We start from the raw sequence: 18516 nt of genomic DNA on the forward strand, positions 1-18516 counted from the left end.
CCCATATGATTTTTGTCATGATGGGCTTTTTATGTAAGTTTTGATATCTGTGAACTGGTTGGATTTAAGAACTTCACGTTTGATTTTATCGCCGGTAAATTGGCAGGATATGCCGGATATTTTGGCTTTAAAAACGGATGTATTGACCTTTAGTAGTATGTTGGGTGGTGTTCGAACTTCATGGCAAGTGCAAAAGGAAATGGCTGAAGATATTCTTTATTGGGGATCACATAGGATTGGCATATATACTGTCCGCAAGCATATTCAAAATAGAACAGGTCAATTTTTGGGAATAACAGGTATACACTTGCGCAATGATAACCGTGGGCATGCATTGAGATTTGCACTATGGGGATGGGCGCAAGGGAAAGGATATGCCCGTGAGGCAGCATTTGCTGTACTATCGGCCGCCCATGAGCGTGGGTATCAACGGATAGTGGCGGTTACCAAAGAAAGAAATATAGCCTCTCGTCGTATTCTTGGAAGTATTGGCATGAATGTTGAGGAGCAATTCATGCGTCATGGATACAAGATGCTAACCTATGTCAGTGTATTATCGTAGAGAGAATGACTGTATAGTCCGACCAAAATTTCAAAAGATATAATGTATATTGTAATTTTTATGCAGACATGAAAAATCCAGAATACGGACAAAAAAAATTATTTTCTCAGTTAAAGGCACACCCGTATTCCAGATTCCAGATTTTTTAAAGAATTATACTTATGAATAAATTATGCTGTTACCTTTTTTGGTTTGGAGCCTTTGGCACCGTAATATAGAATAAATGCGTAACAAATCAGGGTTAGAAAGAAAGCATGCTGAATTCCAATGGAATCGCTTAGCATTCCCTGAATGAACGGTACGACTGCACCACCAACAATAGCCATAACTAACAAACTCGATGCCTGTTCTGTTAGAGGGCCCATTTCTGCAATACCAAGTGAGAATATGGTTGGGAACATTATAGAGTTGAACAACCCAATTGCCACGATGGAATAAACTGCAACGTACCCTGTGCTAAACATGGTTGTCAATAAAAGACAGAGATTGATAATTGCACACCAACTTAGCATTTTACTTGGCGAACTTTTGACCATCACGGCTGATCCAACAATCCTGCCAACCATGGTGCCTCCCCAGAATAAAGTAACATATTGTGCAGCTTGCTGTTCAGACATTCTGCCTATTTCTGGCAAGGTCAGATAATTTATCATAAAACTGCCCAATGCGACTTCGGCACCAACATAACAGAAGATTCCTATGGCGCCCAAGACTGCATGAGGATGTTTGAACACGTCAGAAAGTTTATAGTTTTGTTTCTGTTGGTTTTGATTGTCGTCTTTGCTGGTAGGTAATTTAAAGATTGCTACAAAGCCAGCCAGTAAAACAAGGATTATTCCAAGCACTGCATAAGGAGTTTGAACAGATTTAGCTTGTTCTTTACGATACTGTTCAATTTTAGTATTGGTTGAATCAGAAATATGTTGTTTGAGCTGTGTGAGATTTTCCTGATCAATTGGTTGCAATTTCAGGGATGAAAAGCTTTCAAGAGCTTCAACCAAGGACCCGGTTGGAATTTGATCAATTTGTTCAGCGGTGAAATGACTTAATAAGCTTAATTTTTTTTCAGTTGGTATATTGTTTAGTGTTGTTCCAATTAATCCGGGTGAAAATTTTTGTAATTCTTGTTGGATTAGGGAATCCGGAAGCTTTTCGTATACATAAGGAGGTATGTTTTTCAAAGCATAAGCAACATTTTCATTGGAGGCCTTTGCAAAAATTGCCTCTATATCATTTGTTGGATTATTTTCAAGAGTTGAAATTAACTGGATGGTCTGTGGATCGGATGCAATCCTGTTGGGTATTGTATAAGCGGCACCGGTTAAGATTAGGATACTGCCAAGATAAGGAGCAACAGTCGTCCCAAGGGCATTCAAGGCCTGGGCCATGTTAAGGCGGCTAGAACTTGTTTTTTGTGGCCCTAAAAGTGTGACATAAGGATTGGCTGAAACTTGCAGAATGGTAATGCCGGTTGCCAAAATAAATAGGGCAAGAAGGAAAAAGTAGTAATTGGCAATTGTTGCTGCCGGCCAGAATAAAAATGTTCCAATGGCGGCAATAATCAATCCGGTAATGATTCCTTTTTTATAGCCAAGTCTAGATACAATTTTGCCTCCTGGAACAGACATTAAAAAATATGCTCCAAAAAACGTGAATTGCACCAGCATCGCTTGTGTGTAATTAAGGTTAAAGACGGTTTTGAGATGTGGAATCAAAATGTTGTTTAGACAGGTTAAGAAACCCCACATGAAAAACACGATTGAAATAACACTTAAGGCAATAGGGTAATTGGTAAATTTATTGTCTTGAGTTGTTATGGTTGACGCTTCATTTGAAGAATGACTCATAAACTTAATTCCCTTGTTATTTAGGGTTATATTTTATATCAAGATGGTTTCTTTTTTAAGGTAAATATAGAAAGGCAATATTTATTTAACAAGAACTCATAAATTATAGCAAAGCATAAAAAGTGTCTGTTCAAAAGTTTTTTTTAATTAAACCGTAAAAAATGCCATGAAATTTTTAGTCTTGAATTGCTATTTGATGATCCATTTATTTTTTTGCGAATTACGCTTTTCCCAACCTTTTTCTTCAAGCTCTGGTTTATCCCGGATCGTTTGCGGATATCCAACACAGAGGTAAGCGATAAATTCAAGGGTTTCCGGTATTTCAAGAATCTGATGTATATCCTTTGGTGTTATGATGGAAACCCATCCAACGCCTATACCATAGGCTCTGGCAGCTAACCAGAAGCTATATATGGCCATAACAGTTGAGTAAGCGGTGGTTTGCGGCATTGTCTTGCGTCCCAGGCCTTTGCCTTGATCGGGATTGCGTTCGGAAAAAACAGCAATATGATGTGGAGCGTCATCCATTCCGGATAGTTTTAAAGAATTGTAAAGCTTTTGTTTATCGGAACTGTAATCACGGCTTGCCTGTAAATTATTTTTTTTAAAAACATTATGGATTTTCTGTCGCAATTCGGGCCTGTTAATTTTGATAAAGTACCAGGGTTCACTCAATCCAACAGAAGGTGCCTTACATGCAAAAGACAATAATTGATCCATTATTTCGTCAGGTATAGGATCTGGTTTAAAATGCCTGACATCCCTTCGCCAAGTGAACAGTTGTTCAAGTTCATTTATAAAATGATCTGAAAAACGCTCTTTAGTCATGATTACTGGCAGGATAATTATTATGCCATCATAAAATATTTTATGATGGTCAATTTAATTTAGGAGTGGTTTTGAAGTTGGCGTTTTAGAGCTGCAATCAAAGCGGATACATCATTTTGATGACGTGCAATAAAAGATGTGTAATCTCCTCTTTGAGTTACGGCAAGTGACGCATTTTCACCAATAATATCAACAACCATTGGGGAGCCATTTTTAATTTCAATAATCCACTGAATGACGACATCTGGCTGTTTTGGACGTTTCAAGGTAGTCTGAATGGATTTTTTGTTTCCCTCTGTTGACGTAATTTCGCCAATGGTAAACGAAACCCCTTTATATTCTCCAAGCCGATTGGTAATTGAATTAACGAGTACCTGATGAAAAAGCTGGGTATATTCTTGTTGCTGGTCTGAAGTGGCGACTCTCCAAAAACGCCCCAGACAGAATTTCGCGATACCATCGACATCTACATATTTATTCAAAATAGGCAGAAATTTTTCTTTTTGTTCAGTCTTCGAATAATCTGCATTTACAATGGCAACCATTTCATTCCCGGTGGATCGCAGCCACTCTTTCAACTGATTGTCGGAATAGGTGGCTTCTGAAGCATGAACTTGGGTTATAAGAGGGAAAATCGCTTGTTTTGAAACAACGTTCCCGGCAAGGAGAATACCGCTAATCGCAAGTGCAGGAAAAAAGATTTTACAGGGATGAATTTTCAAAATATAGCTCCTAAATTATTTAACATACCATGCAGGGACAGTTGCTCTATGATCCTCGATAAGTGCTTTGATTTCAGCATCTTGCTGTTGTTGATAGGCACTTCGGATGGTTGCGTAAGGATCCAAAGAATCCTGTTGCAATTGATTCATTGCATCAAGATAATCAGCCCTCGAACTTATTACACCTAAAATATTATATGCCCAGTTAAAAGTTATCAAGCCATATCCTCTGGGGACATAATTCCATGGTGACAGACCAACCGCAATGATGGATCCCCCACCTTCACGTAGAGAGGTTGGTCCCATGAAGGGAACGAATAGATAGGGACCTGATTTTACGCCCCAACTGGCCAGAGTCATACCGGGGGTGGTGTCATGATGTTTATATCCAGCCATTTCGGCTACATCTATTAATCCTCCAATTCCGGCCACCATATTTATACACCAACGGGCAAAAGCATCTCCAGCGCGTCTTGATTTACCTGCCCCGACATCTGAGAAAAAGACAACGGGTTCATCCATGGTGCGTATCATATTGCTGAGTGATTTTCGGACTACTTTTGGCACCGCCCATACATACGCTTTGGCTACAGGTTTCAGCGTATATTTATCCATTTTCATTGTAAAATTGTACATTTTACGATTGGTTGGTTCATATTTGTCATTATTATGTTTATATTCAGCCAAGGCTTCAGGATCTTTTGGTGGCGGATTACTGCATCCATTCAGAAAAATGCCAAGACAGCCCAGAAAAGTTAAACAAGGTAAAAAATTCTTTTTTTTCAGTTCGGATGATTTTGGAAAATTAAAGAAAGAAAATAGGGTGAAATTCATGGCAACCTTTGTTAACTTTTAATTCGTTATAACAATTTTAAATTTTGATCATACAATTTAAATGAATTAAATAAATAATCATAACAATTTAGGCAATAACAATTCAGAACATAGCAGATTCATCATTAAACAACAGAAAAAAGAATTTGTATTAATTAAAATTGAGACATGAAAGATCTGATTGTGGTAATAAAACAACAAATAACGAAAGATCTTTTATGTTATGCTCATGTCTCAAAATTAAGAATCTGATCCAAACGATTATATAGAAAATTGTTGAAATTAAATTCCACGATTATGTTTAATATAATCCCATGCAGCATTAATTTTTACGATTTTTTGGTTTGCCTTTTCAATTTCCTGTGGATTTCCCCCTTTTGCTGCAATAAGGTCAGGATGATAGATGCGAACAAGTTCACGCCAACGGTTGCGGATAGTTTCGGTATCCGTTTTAGGATCAACCCCAAGTATTACGTATGCATCAGGTTCGTCAGAAACAGAACGGGGACTGCCTCCTTGGGCTGCATAATCCCATACTCGTTCTGAGAGACCGAATATATGCTGGATATGTCGCAAATATTTTTCTTCAAGCGGATGAAGAGGTTCCGATTTTTTTAAATCAGAACGGGCCAGCATATATAGAAGGATAAAAACATTTTCAAGTTTGCCTTTTTCCTCTTGGAAATTATGTTTAAGAATTTTTGCAAATTTTGGATAATCATCAACTCTTGAACGGGCCCGATCAAAAAGCATACCTATTTGCTTTTCTTGCTGTGGTGGAATATGAAGATGATGTTTAAAATAATCAACCTCACTTCGGTTGACCGGACCATCACATTTGGCAAGCTTGGCAGATAAAATGATGAGACATAATGCCATAACTTGCTCTTTTTTACCGGCATTTGAGGCCATTTGCACAGCAATATAGGTGCTGGCACCCACAAGATCGGGAGAGATCTTATGTTTCCATTGTTCAACCCATCCTCCCAAAGGTGGATTTAACAGCTTGTTTTTATCCGCAGCATGACCAATGGCAGCACCTAGTAATGCTCCAAGAGGACCACTTGTTGCGAAGCCGGCGATTGTTCCAAAAATTTTTCCAAAAACAGGCATTGAATTAATATAATAGAATTAAACTCGCTTCATTCTATTATTCTTTTGTTAAAAGGCAAATTTATTTTAAAAGTTTTCGTGGCATATATTATCTGTAATATGAGGGATAATTTATTTATTTAATTACAGTCAATGATTTTTATTGAAAAAAAGTTGGAAAAATCAAATAATTATATATTTTTTAATATAAAATGTAACGCTGTTAATCTTAGCATAGAGGATAGCGGATGATTTGCACACCGTTTTGCATCAATTTCAGTAATCAAATGAAGCAGGGTAAGATTTTTTGATACCGCCATTTGATCTAAAATATTCCAAAAGTCCTGTTCCAGAGCGATGCTTGTGCGATGGCCAGAAATTTGAAAACTGCGTTTTTTTAAATAATGTCGTGACATGATTTTTGATTGGCTTGCAATTATACGGATATCATAAATTGATCAAATGCCCATTGGGCTGTTTCCTTAATAATAGCATTATCATGATTTTTCCAATTTATTATTAGTGGTAAAAGATTTTCTATATTTGAATTACCTGCCGCAATCAGGATATTCCTGATAAATCGTAAATGACCAATACGCTTTACAGGAGATCCAGTGAAAAAACTTCTGAAATCTTCCTCATTGAATTGAAGAAATTTTGCAAGTGGGGGTGAAACAAGTTCGGTTCGAGCCTGTAACTTGATGTGACGACTTTGGCTGGCGAAACTATTCCATGGACAGACAGCCAGACAATCATCACAACCGTAAATTCGATTATGCATAGCCTTACGAAATTCGATGGGGATACTGCCAGCATATTCTATAGTGAGATACGAAATACAGCGTTTTGCATCCAGTTTAAAAGGCTCGGGAAAAGCTTGAGTTGGACAGGAAACCAAGCATTTTTTACAGGAACCACAATGTGATTTGCTTGCAGGTAGAGGGGGAATATGAAGGGTGGTCAATATCTCACCTAAAAAAAGCCAACTGCCAAATTGACGGGAAACCAGATTTGTATGTTTTCCCTGCCAACCTAAACCTGCCTTTTGCGCGAGAGGTTTTTCCATGATGGGTGCCGTATCGACAAAAACCTTAACCTGTTCATTATTTGAATAATATTTTGTCTCTTTTAATATAAATTGGGCTAAATGTTTCAGCCATCCCTTGATTATATCATGATAGTCCCGATTACGGGCGTAAACAGATATATTTGCATATTCAGGATGTTTAAGATTTTCCAGGGGATTTTCCCGGGGACCATAATTTACTCCCAAGACAATTGCCGTTTTCACTTCTGGCCATAAATGGTGGGGACTGGAACGATAATATAGACGATCTTCCAACCACTGCATGGTTCCATGTCGTTTGAGAGAAACAAACTCCTTAAGCAAAGCCGCTTTTTCTGGTGGAAGAGATGCTTCACAAATGCCACATTGATCAAATCCCAATTCAATCGCTTTTTTTTGTATAAGTTTGGAAAAGTTTTTAGGTAGCATGAAGATATGAATATATAACTACATCAATTGTAATTCAGATTATCTATTTTATAGAATAGGTTTGTATATTCAAACAAGTTTTCTTTAAGTGTAAAAAACATTCTTAAAATGAAAAATATCCAGAGATATGATTTTTATTGTCACGTAAATAAATATAGAAATAGGTCATGATTATAGTTTTATTTGCAATTGACCTAATTATTTAAAAATTGTAACGTCATAATTAAAGAACAAATAATAAGTTGTTGTTTTAAGAAAAGTAATAATTCAAATAAAAAATTCAGTTTATCAATTAAACAATTGTACGTTTTTTTTTAAATCATAAACTTTATAAGTATTCAATTAATATCACGTAAAGGGGCAAGTAAAAATGCAGAAAAAACGTATTGTTGTATTAGGAGGTGGAATTGCAGGAATGGAATTCGTGACCCGATTATCCTCTTTATTGAAATCTGAACAATATGAATTAATGTTAATTGATAAAAGCGAATATCATATTTGGAAACCGATGCTGCATACATTTGCTGCAGGAAGTGCGAAACCCAATGAACAGGGGATTAACTTTCTTACACAGGCCAAACGTGATGGTTATATCTTTAATCCGGGAAATGTTTCAAAAATTGACTTGAAACAGAGAAAAATCACTTTAGACGCATTATATGACAAAACCAATAAAGAAATACTTCCGGAACGGAATATTGAATTTGATTATTTGGTTATTTCGATGGGCAGTAAAACCAATGATTTTAACACTAAAGGTGTAAAAGAATATGCCTATCCAATTGATGATCTGGATCATGCTCTTGATTTTTACAATGATTTAAGGAATTTTATAATACAAGCTGCAATTTTGAAGGAAAAGCATCATGTTGTCATTGTTGGGGCCGGAGCGACTGGAGTTGAGTTAAGCGGTGAAATTATCTATCAGCTTAAACAGTCTTCACAGTATGTTGGGTATGATTTTACCGATTATTTGCATTTGACAGTTGTGCAATCGGGGGATCAGATCTTACCCACTTTTGAGAAAGAAATTGGTAATGCTGTCAAAGTGACCATGAATAAAATTGGCATAAATACTTTGTTATCAGCGCGCGTAAAGGAAGTAACCAAGGATCACGTATATCTTGAAAATGGTGCTGTAATTCCTGCAGATCAGGTTGCTTGGACAACCGGAATAAAAGGTGATAATTTATTGCAGGAAATTGATGGTGTCGAATATTCCAAACGATCCCAGATTGTTGTGAACCCACGATTACAAGTCATTGGGTTTCCCTATGTATTTGCAATGGGAGATTGCTCTTCTGTTCAAGATAACTCTTTACCACCAACCTCGCAAGTGGCTACGCAACAGGCCTACTATTTAAGTCGTAATTTTTTAAAACTGATTCAAGATCCTGCTTCGGTCAACCCTTTTGATTATAAAGATTATGGTTCACTTGTCAGCGTTGGACGTTATCAATCTTTTGGTGTTTTTGGTCATCATATTGCAATAAGAGGGTGGGTTGCAAAAATTGCACATTTATATTTGTATCGCTCACATCAAATCAGAATATTGGGTTTGAGACGTGCAATCAGCGCAATTTTGGCAGATAAATTCAGAAAGCTGTCAATATAGTTAGGCTCGATAAAAGGTTTTGGGTTTGTTTGTTTGTATTAAGAGCATAAATAAATCATATATCCACCACAGCCAGACAATTCCGCAAAAAACATAACCTATCAGGACTATTTTTGTAACTAATCCTAAAACCATAAGGAAAGCCATCAGGATACCGGTAAAAAATTTGTTGATATAGATACGATGCACCCCGAAGAAACCCAAAAAAAACCAAAGGATCATAGCGATTACAAATGATCGGTTTCTAACATTTAAATTGGTTACCAGACTTATTAATCTTTTACATTCCTTTAAAGTTAAATTGTTATTGAACATTGATGATTAGCTTCCATTAAAAATTAATGATCAATGTATTATATAGTTTAAATATTTTGATTTTAAATGTATTGGGATATGGGAATGTACTATTAACTGTTTGTTAAAAATATAAATAAATTATTGATTTATGTTTGATCAATGTTCATTATTATTGAACATTGATTGTAAATAATATGCAACAAACTTTGAATCATTCAAGAAACTATTCTATTCTTCATAAAAAGCGCAAAGTTTGTTTCCATCAGGATCACGAAGATAAGCCAGATATTTATTTGTTCCTTTGCGTAAACCTGGAGGGTCCTCAATTGACACACCACCATTGGCTATTCCTGCGGCATGGAATTGATTGACCTGTTCGGGAGAGTTCATTTGAAATCCGATAGTTCCACCATTGGAATAAGTTGCAGCCTGTCCGTTGATTGGCTTGCAAATAATCAGTTTTTGACCATCCTTCGCATAAAAAGGGCGCCTCTTTTTATCAAATCCTGAATCGGAAAGATTCATAACCTTGAAAATAGCATCATAGAATTTCTTTGCTTTTTCTACATTGTTAGTGCCGACGCAGATGTGACTGAATAACATATTTATTTCCTTATAGAATTACTTGATTTGTATAAATAGGTTAGAATTGATATTGCCTTTTCACAATGAATTTTTTAATCTTTTGATTGTTTTTGAAGAAAAATGAGAGAAATTAAATCGTATCTCTCCTTGAGACCCTCCAAACTCTTCACCCTTTGCAATAATTATTTTTTGTTTTAACCATTCCTGTAAAAGGGTGGACAATTCCTTGTTTTTGTCTGGAGGACATTTTGAATAGAGATAAAGTCCACCTTTTGGAGGTTGAATTTGGAACAGAGATTGGTAATTTTGATCCAACCAATGACATAAATTCTTTGCTTTTTTCGAAAGTTTTTTCTGTAAAAAATTGAAATGATTATCCATTTGATGGGTTAAATAATACTGGGCAAGTAATTGTGGTAAAACACTTGTTCCACCCTCGATTTGACGTCTAACATTGGCAAGCTGATGGATAATGGGACGAGGGGCTATAATCCAACCAGCACGGATTGCTTTACCAATATATTTAGATAAAGAACCAAGATATATAACCTGTTTGTATTTGTCATACATTTTGATAGATCTACAATCAGTATTCTCATCAAATGAAAGCAGGCTATATGCATCATCTTCAATAAGTGGAATTTGATTATCATGACAAAGCCGTAGGATTTCTTTTTTACGAAAAGATGAAAGGATTGAACCGGTTGGATTTTGAAAAACTGGATTTAAAAAAATCATTTTTACGGGATGTTTACGAATCAATTTCTGGAGTATTTCTGGGTTCACCCCATTTTGATCCAGTGCAGCAGGATGAACACGTAAACCGGAAGCTTGAAAAATGGGAAGTCGGAAAAAAGAGGAAGGGGTTTCTACCGCAATATGATCGCCTGGCCCTAACAAGGTTTGAGTCAATAAAAAAAGGGCTTGCTGAGTTCCAGTTGTAATCAGAATTTCGGATAGGTCAACTGATATACCTATACGTTTTTTCATATGATATTGAACGGCCTGGCGAAAGGAATAAAGACCTAGAAGTGTAGTTTCATCATCTTGTTCTAACGATAGAACATGTTGCCAGGGTAAATCGGTAGGATCAATTTTTGGTAAAAGGGAAGGTGCAAGATCACCAGTTGCCATATCAATAAGGTTGATATGCTTTTCCTGGGCCTTTTTACGTAATTCTTGTATATGAATCTGATAGGGATCTCGCTGATATTGGGTATATACCGATTTGACAGGATACCAATTCATTGATGGATAAAGATTTATTTCATGTTTGAGCGGATTTACATACGATCCACTGCCTATTTTTCGAATTAATAATTTTCGATCTGTCAATTCGTTCAATGCACGGATAACAGTTGAACGATTGATGTTCAGGAGATGGCTCAACTGCCTTTCAGAAGGCAATCGTTCACCAGGACCCAGGGTACCATTGATAATGGCTTGCTGAATAAGATGAATAAGTTGTTGATATAACGGTTTATTGGAAGAGGAAGACAAAGTCCACATGATGATCAAACCCTGAGCACAGAGTCATGATATAATATAAATATATTTTTTCTATCTTATTTTTTCATAATCATTGTGGAATTATTTTCATTATTGGATATTATTAAGCTAGGATCTTGATTATAAAACATATCCCTTGCAAAATTGCCAATTGTATTTGTTGTAAAGGCGTCGAACGATCCTCCTACTATCCCTCCAACAAATGGAACAATTTTTGTCAAATTTATAATTCCAGTTGATCCTGCTTTGGTTATCAATCGAAAACCTACTGCTTGGTTAATAGTTTTAAGCATTTCACGTGTTATATATTTTTGTATTGTAGAAATTGTGAGTTTCTGTGTGATTTGAACTCCAGCTTTTTTGAAAATTTCAGAAATACTACTACCTGTAAGACATGTATAACATAAAGTTCTAACTTCATCTTGTTTGGGATCAAATTTATTTATGCATGCAATAGCTGTTACCATGCGTAATTGTATATATATAACAGAGGCTATATTGGCTGGTACGGCTAACGGTAAGGTTATAAGGCCACCCATGTTTGATAAAAAACCAGAAGTGGCTGCTTTAGAATTTTGCCATCTAATGAGACTGTTAATAGCATCTAATTTGTTATAATTACTATTTTTTAAATACGATTCACCTAAATTTTGAGCACTTACAAAAGTTTGGAATCCATTTATTGAATTATTGTATGCCCAATCAAGGGTTTTAACCATTAAATTTGTCTTTTTTTCAATATCACGAGTATTCATAATAGTTACTTTACAGTTATTTCATTTTGGTTAAAAAATAATTACAATTATTGATTTAATCAAATAAATTTTTAAAATAATTGTAATAAATGAGGTAATTTTAAAGTGAGGTTATAAATTTAATTATATATAAATTGGATGGGTTTGAATCATACCAATTGGATGTTTTAATTCCCTGAATGTTTATGCATGATAATCTTAATTTAAACCGGAGAATATATTAATGAATAAAAAAGTAGGATCTGAAAGAGTAAAACGTGGTATGGCCCAAATGCAAAAGGGTGGGGTCATTATGGATGTTGTGAATGCAGAACAGGCAAAGGTAGCAGAAGCAGCGGGTGCAGTTGCCGTGATGGCTCTGGAACGGGTTCCTTCTGATATCCGTGCTGCTGGAGGGGTGGCTCGTATGGCTGATCCAACTATTGTCGAGGCTGTTATGAGAGCGGTGACTATTCCTGTAATGGCAAAAGCCCGGATTGGTCACATTGCCGAAGCTCGCGTACTTGAAGCGATGGGTGTTGATTATATTGATGAAAGCGAGGTTCTTACACCTGCAGATGATGAATACCATTTGCTGAAAAGTGAATATACAGTGCCTTTTGTGTGTGGATGCCGTGATTTAGGTGAAGCGTTGCGCCGTATCGGAGAAGGTGCCTCTATGTTAAGGACCAAGGGGGAACCGGGCACAGGTAATATTGTTGAAGCTGTACGTCATATGCGCAAGGTTCAGTCACAAATTCATCATGTAATGGGATTGAAAGACGATGAATTGATGGTATATGCACGTGATCTTGGTACACCTTATGAATTGATTAAACAGGTCAAACAACTTGGCAAATTACCTGTTGTAAATTTTGCTGCGGGCGGTGTGGCAACACCTGCGGATGCGGCCTTGATGATGTCATTGGGTGCTGATGGTGTTTTTGTTGGATCCGGTATCTTCAAATCAGAAAATCCCGAAAAATTTGCCCGTGCAATTGTTCAGGCAACAACTCATTATGAAGATTACAGATTGATTGCCGAATTATCCAAGGGGTTGGGTGTGCCAATGAAAGGTATTGAAATGAGCAAATTATCAGTGGATGAACGAATGCAAGAACGGTCCCACTAGATTTTGGGAAGGGGGAAATTTAAATTTCCCCTTTATGAAATTTTTATAATGTTGATTAAAAAGGTATATATGAACCATTATGTATAAAAAAATTGGGGTTCTTGCGTTACAAGGAGCAGTGAGTGAGCATATTGCCCAGTTGCAGGGATTGGGTGTTTTGGGAATTGAGATCAAAACAGCAGAAGATCTTAAGCGGGTGAAGGGATTGATTATACCTGGTGGTGAATCAACAGCAATCAGCCGTTTGATACAAGAAGTTGGACTTTATGAACCAATACGTGATTTTGCAAGAAAAAATCCGGTTTTTGGTACTTGTGCAGGCTTAATTTTGTGTGGTTCCTCTATTACAGATGGTGGAGAGAAATTAAAACTTTTAAATTTGATCGACATTGACGTAACACGTAATGGTTTCGGTCGTCAGATTGACAGTTTTGAAGTTGATTTGGATATAAGGAATATAGGAAAAAATATTCCTTCCGTTTTTATTCGCGCCCCTTATATTGCTTCAGTTGGTGAAGATGTAAATGTCCTGGCGGAATATGATAAAAAAATCGTTATGGCGGAACAGGGGAATATTCTAGTTTGTTCTTTTCATCCCGAATTGACTGATGATAATCATGTAATGCGTTATTTTATGGATAAAATTCCGGATTAATTCTTGAAAAAATCATTTATTAATTACAAATTTTTAAAAAATTTAGCCAATATCTTAATAAATTATTGATATTGGCTTATTTATATGAAACTGTTTTATTTGTTAAAATAAATTTAATTCCATTCATCCAGTTTCCAATCGCCTTTATTCCAGTCATTATGCAATTCTGTCGCTTTTTCTTCTAAATTTTGATCTAAGATAGCCTGATGTATAGTTCGCATTAGTCTTTGGTAATAGGCAAGATTATGCCAGGTTAGCAACATTGCTCCAAGGATTTCCTTGCTGCGGAAAAGATGATGGATATAGGCACGACTGTGTTTTGAACAGGCGAGGCAATCACATTCTGGATCAATAGGTCGCCGATCATGAATGTGACAGGCGTTTTTCATATTAAGTGTGCCACGGCTTGTATAGGCACGACCGGTTCTTCCCGCTCTTGTTGGCATGACACAATCGAACATGTCAATCCCCCGCATAACTGATCCCAACATATCCTGTGGCGTTCCCACACCCATTAGATAACGAGGTTTGTCTGATGGAAGATAGGGAACAGTCACATCAAGGGTTTCAAACATTTGTTCTTGGGGTTCACCAACAGCAAGTCCGCCAATTGCATAACCTTCAAATCCTATTTTGTTTAATGCTTCCGCGCTTTCAATCCTTAAATCGGGTTCAATACCTCCCTGAACAATGCCGAATTGAGCATAACCAGGTCTTGTCTTGAAGCGTTTTCTTGACCGTTCCGCCCAACGCATCGACATACGCATTGAGCTGGCAATGGTATCATGACTGGCTGGAAGTGCAGGACATTCATCAAAACACATGGTTATGGTGGCATCAAGCAGATATTGAATATCCGTCGAGGATTCTGGTGTCAATTTATATGTGGATCCGTCAATATGAGAACGAAAGGTAACACCTTCCTCGTTCAGTTTACGTAAGGCCCCCAGAGACATAACCTGAAACCCGCCAGAATCCGTTAAAATAGGTCCAGACCAATCCATAAATTTGTGTAATCCACCCAGTTCATGAATCAGTTCCGCCCCTGGACGAAGCATCAGATGATAGGTGTTTCCCAATACTATTCCCGCTCCGGTTGAACGGACAGCATCCATGGTCATGGCTTTGACTGTTCCCACTGTTCCTACAGGCATGAAGGTTGGCGTGATTACGTCGCCATGAGCAGTATGTAATATTCCCGCACGGGCTTTATGATCTTGAGCTTGTTGTGTCCAATGGAATTTTAACGATGTCATGATTAGTGTGTCAAATTAAAAAAGGTCAATTTATTGATGTTATATAAATTTATTCTATGAAAAGGAAGATTAAAAAATTATCTAATTATCATGGATATTGAAAATTTATCATAATCTGGGGGATAATGATCATTAATAAAATGATTATATTCTTTGAAATTCTTACGAGTTTTTAAAAACCTGAATATTTTAACATTATAATTGATAAATATTATATTTAAAGATAGGCATTTAATATAGTTAATATTCATTCAGTAATAAATTAAAGTTATTTAAGCGAAAATTTAATAAATTCTAAAATTGATTTTATGTCATTATTTTTGACAGTAGAATGTAAAAAAAATATTTTTTTTTATATTTGATATTGTGTCCATCCTTGGTTCATGCCCAATCTTATGGTGAAAAATTGGTTCAAGCGACAATAGATAATTTAAAACCGGCCTATTGTAAAAATCATTTAGCTAAAATAATAAATATTGTTGAAAATTGTTACGTAAATGCAGATAAGGACGATAACCATAATTTAATCAATCAAAGTATTGCAGAAGATATGGCTGTTGTTGGTTCTATTCAGAAAAAACAGAATCAGTTTCTTAATTTCTCCTAGAAAAATCCCTATAATAATTTATCTTGCATGAAACCTGAAAATGTTTCATTTATTTAAAATGACAGGGTTGTTATAACTCAAGAAATTAAAATACTTTGTTTATTATAAAAATTCTTTTTCAATAATACATGCATCCCCGTAAGAATAAAAACGATAATTGTTTCGAATAGCATGTTCATAGGCTTGACGCATTTTTTCTGTTCCACCAAAAGCGCAAACCAGCATAAATAATGTGGATCTGGGTAAATGAAAATTAGTCATCAAAATATCGATGGATCTGAATTGATGACCTGGACGTATAAAAATGGATGTTTCCTGTTGAAAAGGGTGAAATATTCCTTGTTGATCAATTGCACTTTCCAATAATCGCAAGGTTGTTGTTCCCACCGCGATAATACGTCTTTTTTCAACTTTAGCTTGATTCAATCGTTCAGCGTTTTCTGGACTGAGCACGCCATATTCTGCATGCATATGGTGATCATTGATGTTTTCACTTCGCACTGGTAAAAATGTTCCAGCACCCACATGTAGAGTAAGGGCCAGCCGTTCAACACCTTTATGATCAAGCTGGGTTAATAATTCTTCTGTAAAATGCAATCCGGCTGTAGGAGCGGCAACTGCACCAGGATTTTGTGAAAATATTGTGTAATAATCCAGCTCATCCCTTTCAGTTGGTCCATAGGGACGACGAATATAGGGAGGTAGCGCCAATTGACCAGATGTATTAAGCCATTTATCAAATTCATTACCCTCAAGATTAAAACGGATGAACGCACCACCACCTGTTTCAAGTTTTACCACTGTGGCAAAACATTTTTTATCTGGAAAATCAAGGCGGTCTTGTTTCTTTAAACGTTTACTGTTTTTGATCAATACATGCCAAGTACCATCTCCCATCGGTCGATCAAGTGTAATGCCAATGTGAGCCATACCCCTTTGTGCGAATAATTTGGCGGGAATGACCTTTGTATCATTGGCAATCAAGATATCACCTTTTTGAAAATAACAGGGTAAATCCCGTATTGTTTTATCCTGAAATTTTCCCGATTTTGATGGAATGTAAAGAAGTTTGGCAGCCTCTCTGGGACGGGCCGGATGCTGGGCAATGCAATGTTCAGGAAGCTTGAAATCAAAATCTGCAGTAAGATCAGTCATGGATTATTATGGTTGGGCCATTAAAAAATGTTGAGAATATACATTTATTAAATGTATATTTCGGTTAGAAAGATCAAGAGATAAGAATTATTGGTTCTCTTGGCAAGTGTACAAACGAACTGTATCGTCTTCATAACGTATATCATTTAATGTTTTTTCTTCAGTTAAAATACGGCATCCTGTCACATCGGGATTATCTTTTGCTCCAACGCGATAATAAGCCAATGAATTCTTTACTGGTTTCCCTTGTTTAATCGTATCATTATTAAAATTACCCATAACCATAAAGGATAATCTTTCCGCCTGTGTTATCTCATGTGGCGTGAAAATGGCGCTGGTTAGAGGGAAAGCGTTTTTTTGTAATTGATCGTAATAGGCAGGTAACTTATTTTTCGAAAATTGATGCAAGGTACTCATATTATAGATTAATGCAATGATTGCTAATAATAAGGTTAGTAATTTTGTATAATAATTAACATCACGCCCAATTAAAATGGCACTGATGATACAGATCAAAATTATATGGGTATAACTGTAATGGGCCAGTCTTGTTTTGGCGAGACTGAAGATCAGAAAACTTGACAGGATTGCAGAAAGAATGATTAAAATATCATATGAAAACATTTTCCATTTTCTAAATGAAAAAGAATAAATCAAGGCGAAAATGAAAATTATGGTGATCAGACTAAAATGATCCACAAGCTGATTAAAAAAATACCAGATGGAATGGTAATGACCTGTAATACGGTCAGAGGCTCTGGCTATAAGGTCATAGCGGTACATTTCCTTGATAAAATCGAACTTGTCATAGGGGTAACGTAATGCTAGCCAGATTAATATAGGTGAAAAAAAAACGATTATGGGAAAGGTAAATGATTTTATTGAAAGCTGTTTGTTTTTGAATAAATAACCGTAAGCAATAAAATAGGGAATAGCCATAAAAAGAGCATGCCAGCTTTTTGTTAAAAAAGCCAAGGCAGAAAAAAAAGCCGCAAGTGCAATATGTCGGGTATCATTTTTACTTGCTAGGGCGATTACAACCATAACTTGGCAAAATATATAAAAAGCATCCGCGTCTCCAGAACGGAAACCGTGGGTTTTGATTATCAGGGATGCAGTAAATAATAGGGATAAAAAAAGAATGGAGCTGATTATATTATATTTTTTATATGTGTAATAACAGACAATACTGCAAAGCAGTATTGTTGAGACTATTGAAAATAATCGTACCGTTAAAATGGATTTTCCAAATAAAGAAATGATAATACAAGTTGGTAAAAAGCTGAGTATGGGCTTTAAATTCCACATATCAGTTTTATTCATCCATGTGTTGATAATCCAGTTTTTATTGATATTCATTTCAATTGAACTGACTGCATGACGGCTTTCGTCCCAGCTATCGAAATGGGTAAGATTTATGTGATAGAAAAGGGTGCAATAGAAAATTGCAAGAAGTATAAACAATAGAATAATAAAAAAATTTTTTCTTGTTAATAAAAACATAATTATTCAGTCATCATTATAAAAAGCGGGGTTTTATTCATAATTAATTATTTCGTTAGAAAATATAGGGTTTGAATGAGCGTTAAAA

General features: G+C 36.0%; 19 protein-coding genes. 5 read left to right on the top strand and 14 right to left on the bottom strand.

Features of this window, described 5'->3' with window-relative positions; translation table 11 throughout:
* Positions 1–49 precede the first annotated feature (49 nt).
* A complete protein-coding gene (locus GN303_RS02600) occupies positions 50–562 on the top strand; it encodes a GNAT family N-acetyltransferase (RefSeq protein WP_110438690.1) in 513 nt (170 codons plus the stop codon).
* A 170-nt stretch (positions 563–732) separates the two neighbouring features.
* Here the strand turns inward: GN303_RS02600 and GN303_RS02605 are convergent, their stop codons facing one another.
* The 7 genes from GN303_RS02605 to queG all read right to left on the bottom strand — a co-directional run bounded on the left by GN303_RS02605 (position 733) and on the right by queG (position 7380).
* Entirely contained in the window at positions 733–2409 is a 1677-nt protein-coding gene (locus GN303_RS02605; RefSeq protein WP_110438691.1) for a sugar MFS transporter, read from the bottom strand.
* 189 nt (positions 2410–2598) lie between these two features.
* Positions 2599–3237, bottom strand: a complete 639-nt coding sequence (gene bluB / locus GN303_RS02610; RefSeq protein ID WP_110438692.1) for a 5,6-dimethylbenzimidazole synthase — start codon at positions 3235–3237, stop codon at positions 2599–2601.
* Between the two features lie 59 nt (positions 3238–3296).
* Positions 3297–3959 (bottom strand): MlaC/ttg2D family ABC transporter substrate-binding protein, encoded by a 663-nt coding sequence (locus GN303_RS02615; protein WP_110438693.1) that lies wholly within the window; start codon positions 3957–3959, stop codon positions 3297–3299.
* Between the two features lie 15 nt (positions 3960–3974).
* Positions 3975–4793 (bottom strand): MlaA family lipoprotein, encoded by an 819-nt coding sequence (locus GN303_RS02620; protein ID WP_110438694.1) that lies wholly within the window; start codon positions 4791–4793, stop codon positions 3975–3977.
* Between the two features lie 282 nt (positions 4794–5075).
* Entirely contained in the window at positions 5076–5906 is an 831-nt protein-coding gene (locus tag GN303_RS02625) for a TerB family tellurite resistance protein (protein ID WP_110438695.1), read from the bottom strand.
* A gap of 170 nt (positions 5907–6076) precedes the next feature.
* A complete protein-coding gene (locus GN303_RS02630) occupies positions 6077–6301 on the bottom strand; it encodes a ribbon-helix-helix domain-containing protein (protein WP_110438696.1) in 225 nt (74 codons plus the stop codon).
* A gap of 20 nt (positions 6302–6321) precedes the next feature.
* Positions 6322–7380, bottom strand: coding sequence for a tRNA epoxyqueuosine(34) reductase QueG (gene queG, locus GN303_RS02635; RefSeq protein ID WP_110438697.1), 1059 nt, complete (start codon positions 7378–7380; stop codon positions 6322–6324).
* 370 nt (positions 7381–7750) lie between these two features.
* Here queG and GN303_RS02640 point away from each other — a divergent pair, with 370 nt between their 5' ends.
* Positions 7751–8995 (top strand): NAD(P)/FAD-dependent oxidoreductase, encoded by a 1245-nt coding sequence (locus tag GN303_RS02640; RefSeq protein ID WP_110438698.1) that lies wholly within the window; start codon positions 7751–7753, stop codon positions 8993–8995.
* Here the strand turns inward: GN303_RS02640 and GN303_RS08920 are convergent, their stop codons facing one another.
* The 4 genes from GN303_RS08920 to GN303_RS02660 all read right to left on the bottom strand — a co-directional run bounded on the left by GN303_RS08920 (position 8996) and on the right by GN303_RS02660 (position 12141).
* On the bottom strand, positions 8996–9310 hold the full coding sequence (locus tag GN303_RS08920) for an NINE protein (RefSeq protein ID WP_110438699.1): 315 nt from the start codon (positions 9308–9310) through the stop codon (positions 8996–8998). It abuts the gene before it with no gap.
* 210 nt (positions 9311–9520) lie between these two features.
* On the bottom strand, positions 9521–9895 hold the full coding sequence (locus tag GN303_RS02650; protein ID WP_110438700.1) for a VOC family protein: 375 nt from the start codon (positions 9893–9895) through the stop codon (positions 9521–9523).
* 60 nt (positions 9896–9955) lie between these two features.
* Positions 9956–11386, bottom strand: coding sequence for an aminotransferase-like domain-containing protein (locus GN303_RS02655; protein WP_110438701.1), 1431 nt, complete (start codon positions 11384–11386; stop codon positions 9956–9958).
* Between the two features lie 56 nt (positions 11387–11442).
* Positions 11443–12141 (bottom strand): EcsC family protein, encoded by a 699-nt coding sequence (locus GN303_RS02660; protein WP_110438702.1) that lies wholly within the window; start codon positions 12139–12141, stop codon positions 11443–11445.
* Positions 12142–12364: 223 nt separating this feature from the next.
* Here GN303_RS02660 and pdxS point away from each other — a divergent pair, with 223 nt between their 5' ends.
* Complete coding sequence (gene pdxS, locus GN303_RS02665; RefSeq protein WP_110438703.1) at positions 12365–13252, top strand: pyridoxal 5'-phosphate synthase lyase subunit PdxS; 888 nt, start codon at positions 12365–12367, stop codon at positions 13250–13252.
* A 79-nt stretch (positions 13253–13331) separates the two neighbouring features.
* A complete protein-coding gene (gene pdxT / locus GN303_RS02670; protein ID WP_110438704.1) occupies positions 13332–13907 on the top strand; it encodes a pyridoxal 5'-phosphate synthase glutaminase subunit PdxT in 576 nt (191 codons plus the stop codon).
* A 113-nt stretch (positions 13908–14020) separates the two neighbouring features.
* Here pdxT and tgt read toward each other — a convergent pair whose 3' ends face one another.
* Positions 14021–15163 (bottom strand): tRNA guanosine(34) transglycosylase Tgt, encoded by a 1143-nt coding sequence (gene tgt / locus GN303_RS02675; protein WP_110438705.1) that lies wholly within the window; start codon positions 15161–15163, stop codon positions 14021–14023.
* A 376-nt stretch (positions 15164–15539) separates the two neighbouring features.
* Between tgt and GN303_RS02680 the strand changes: the two genes are divergently transcribed.
* A complete protein-coding gene (locus GN303_RS02680; protein ID WP_110438706.1) occupies positions 15540–15770 on the top strand; it encodes a hypothetical protein in 231 nt (76 codons plus the stop codon).
* 102 nt (positions 15771–15872) lie between these two features.
* Here the strand turns inward: GN303_RS02680 and queA are convergent, their stop codons facing one another.
* Both queA and GN303_RS02690 read right to left on the bottom strand, forming a co-directional pair.
* Positions 15873–16925, bottom strand: coding sequence for a tRNA preQ1(34) S-adenosylmethionine ribosyltransferase-isomerase QueA (gene queA, locus GN303_RS02685; RefSeq protein ID WP_110438707.1), 1053 nt, complete (start codon positions 16923–16925; stop codon positions 15873–15875).
* 87 nt (positions 16926–17012) lie between these two features.
* Positions 17013–18428 (bottom strand): ArnT family glycosyltransferase, encoded by a 1416-nt coding sequence (locus GN303_RS02690; RefSeq protein ID WP_110438708.1) that lies wholly within the window; start codon positions 18426–18428, stop codon positions 17013–17015.
* Positions 18429–18516 lie beyond the last annotated feature (88 nt).

The sequence above is a fragment of the Commensalibacter melissae genome (genome assembly GCF_009734185.1).
GTDB lineage: Bacteria > Pseudomonadota > Alphaproteobacteria > Acetobacterales > Acetobacteraceae > Commensalibacter > Commensalibacter melissae.

Bases quoted from the DNA above. Each gene is read 5' to 3' on its own strand.
- GN303_RS02605 (WP_110438691.1), bottom strand. From the start codon at position 2,409: ATGAGTCATTCTTCAAATGAAGCGTCAACCATAACAACTCAAGACAAT.
- bluB (WP_110438692.1), bottom strand. From the start codon at position 3,237: ATGACTAAAGAGCGTTTTTCAGATCATTTTATAAATGAACTTGAACAA.
- GN303_RS02620 (WP_110438694.1), bottom strand. From the start codon at position 4,793: ATGAATTTCACCCTATTTTCTTTCTTTAATTTTCCAAAATCATCCGAA.
- GN303_RS02625 (WP_110438695.1), bottom strand. From the start codon at position 5,906: ATGCCTGTTTTTGGAAAAATTTTTGGAACAATCGCCGGCTTCGCAACA.
- GN303_RS02630 (WP_110438696.1), bottom strand. From the start codon at position 6,301: ATGTCACGACATTATTTAAAAAAACGCAGTTTTCAAATTTCTGGCCAT.
- queG (WP_110438697.1), bottom strand. From the start codon at position 7,380: ATGCTACCTAAAAACTTTTCCAAACTTATACAAAAAAAAGCGATTGAA.
- GN303_RS02640 (WP_110438698.1), top strand. From the start codon at position 7,751: ATGCAGAAAAAACGTATTGTTGTATTAGGAGGTGGAATTGCAGGAATG.
- GN303_RS08920 (WP_110438699.1), bottom strand. From the start codon at position 9,310: ATGTTCAATAACAATTTAACTTTAAAGGAATGTAAAAGATTAATAAGT.
- GN303_RS02650 (WP_110438700.1), bottom strand. From the start codon at position 9,895: ATGTTATTCAGTCACATCTGCGTCGGCACTAACAATGTAGAAAAAGCA.
- GN303_RS02655 (WP_110438701.1), bottom strand. From the start codon at position 11,386: ATGTGGACTTTGTCTTCCTCTTCCAATAAACCGTTATATCAACAACTT.
- GN303_RS02660 (WP_110438702.1), bottom strand. From the start codon at position 12,141: ATGAATACTCGTGATATTGAAAAAAAGACAAATTTAATGGTTAAAACC.
- pdxS (WP_110438703.1), top strand. From the start codon at position 12,365: ATGAATAAAAAAGTAGGATCTGAAAGAGTAAAACGTGGTATGGCCCAA.
- pdxT (WP_110438704.1), top strand. From the start codon at position 13,332: ATGTATAAAAAAATTGGGGTTCTTGCGTTACAAGGAGCAGTGAGTGAG.
- tgt (WP_110438705.1), bottom strand. From the start codon at position 15,163: ATGACATCGTTAAAATTCCATTGGACACAACAAGCTCAAGATCATAAA.
- queA (WP_110438707.1), bottom strand. From the start codon at position 16,925: ATGACTGATCTTACTGCAGATTTTGATTTCAAGCTTCCTGAACATTGC.
- GN303_RS02690 (WP_110438708.1), bottom strand. From the start codon at position 18,428: ATGTTTTTATTAACAAGAAAAAATTTTTTTATTATTCTATTGTTTATA.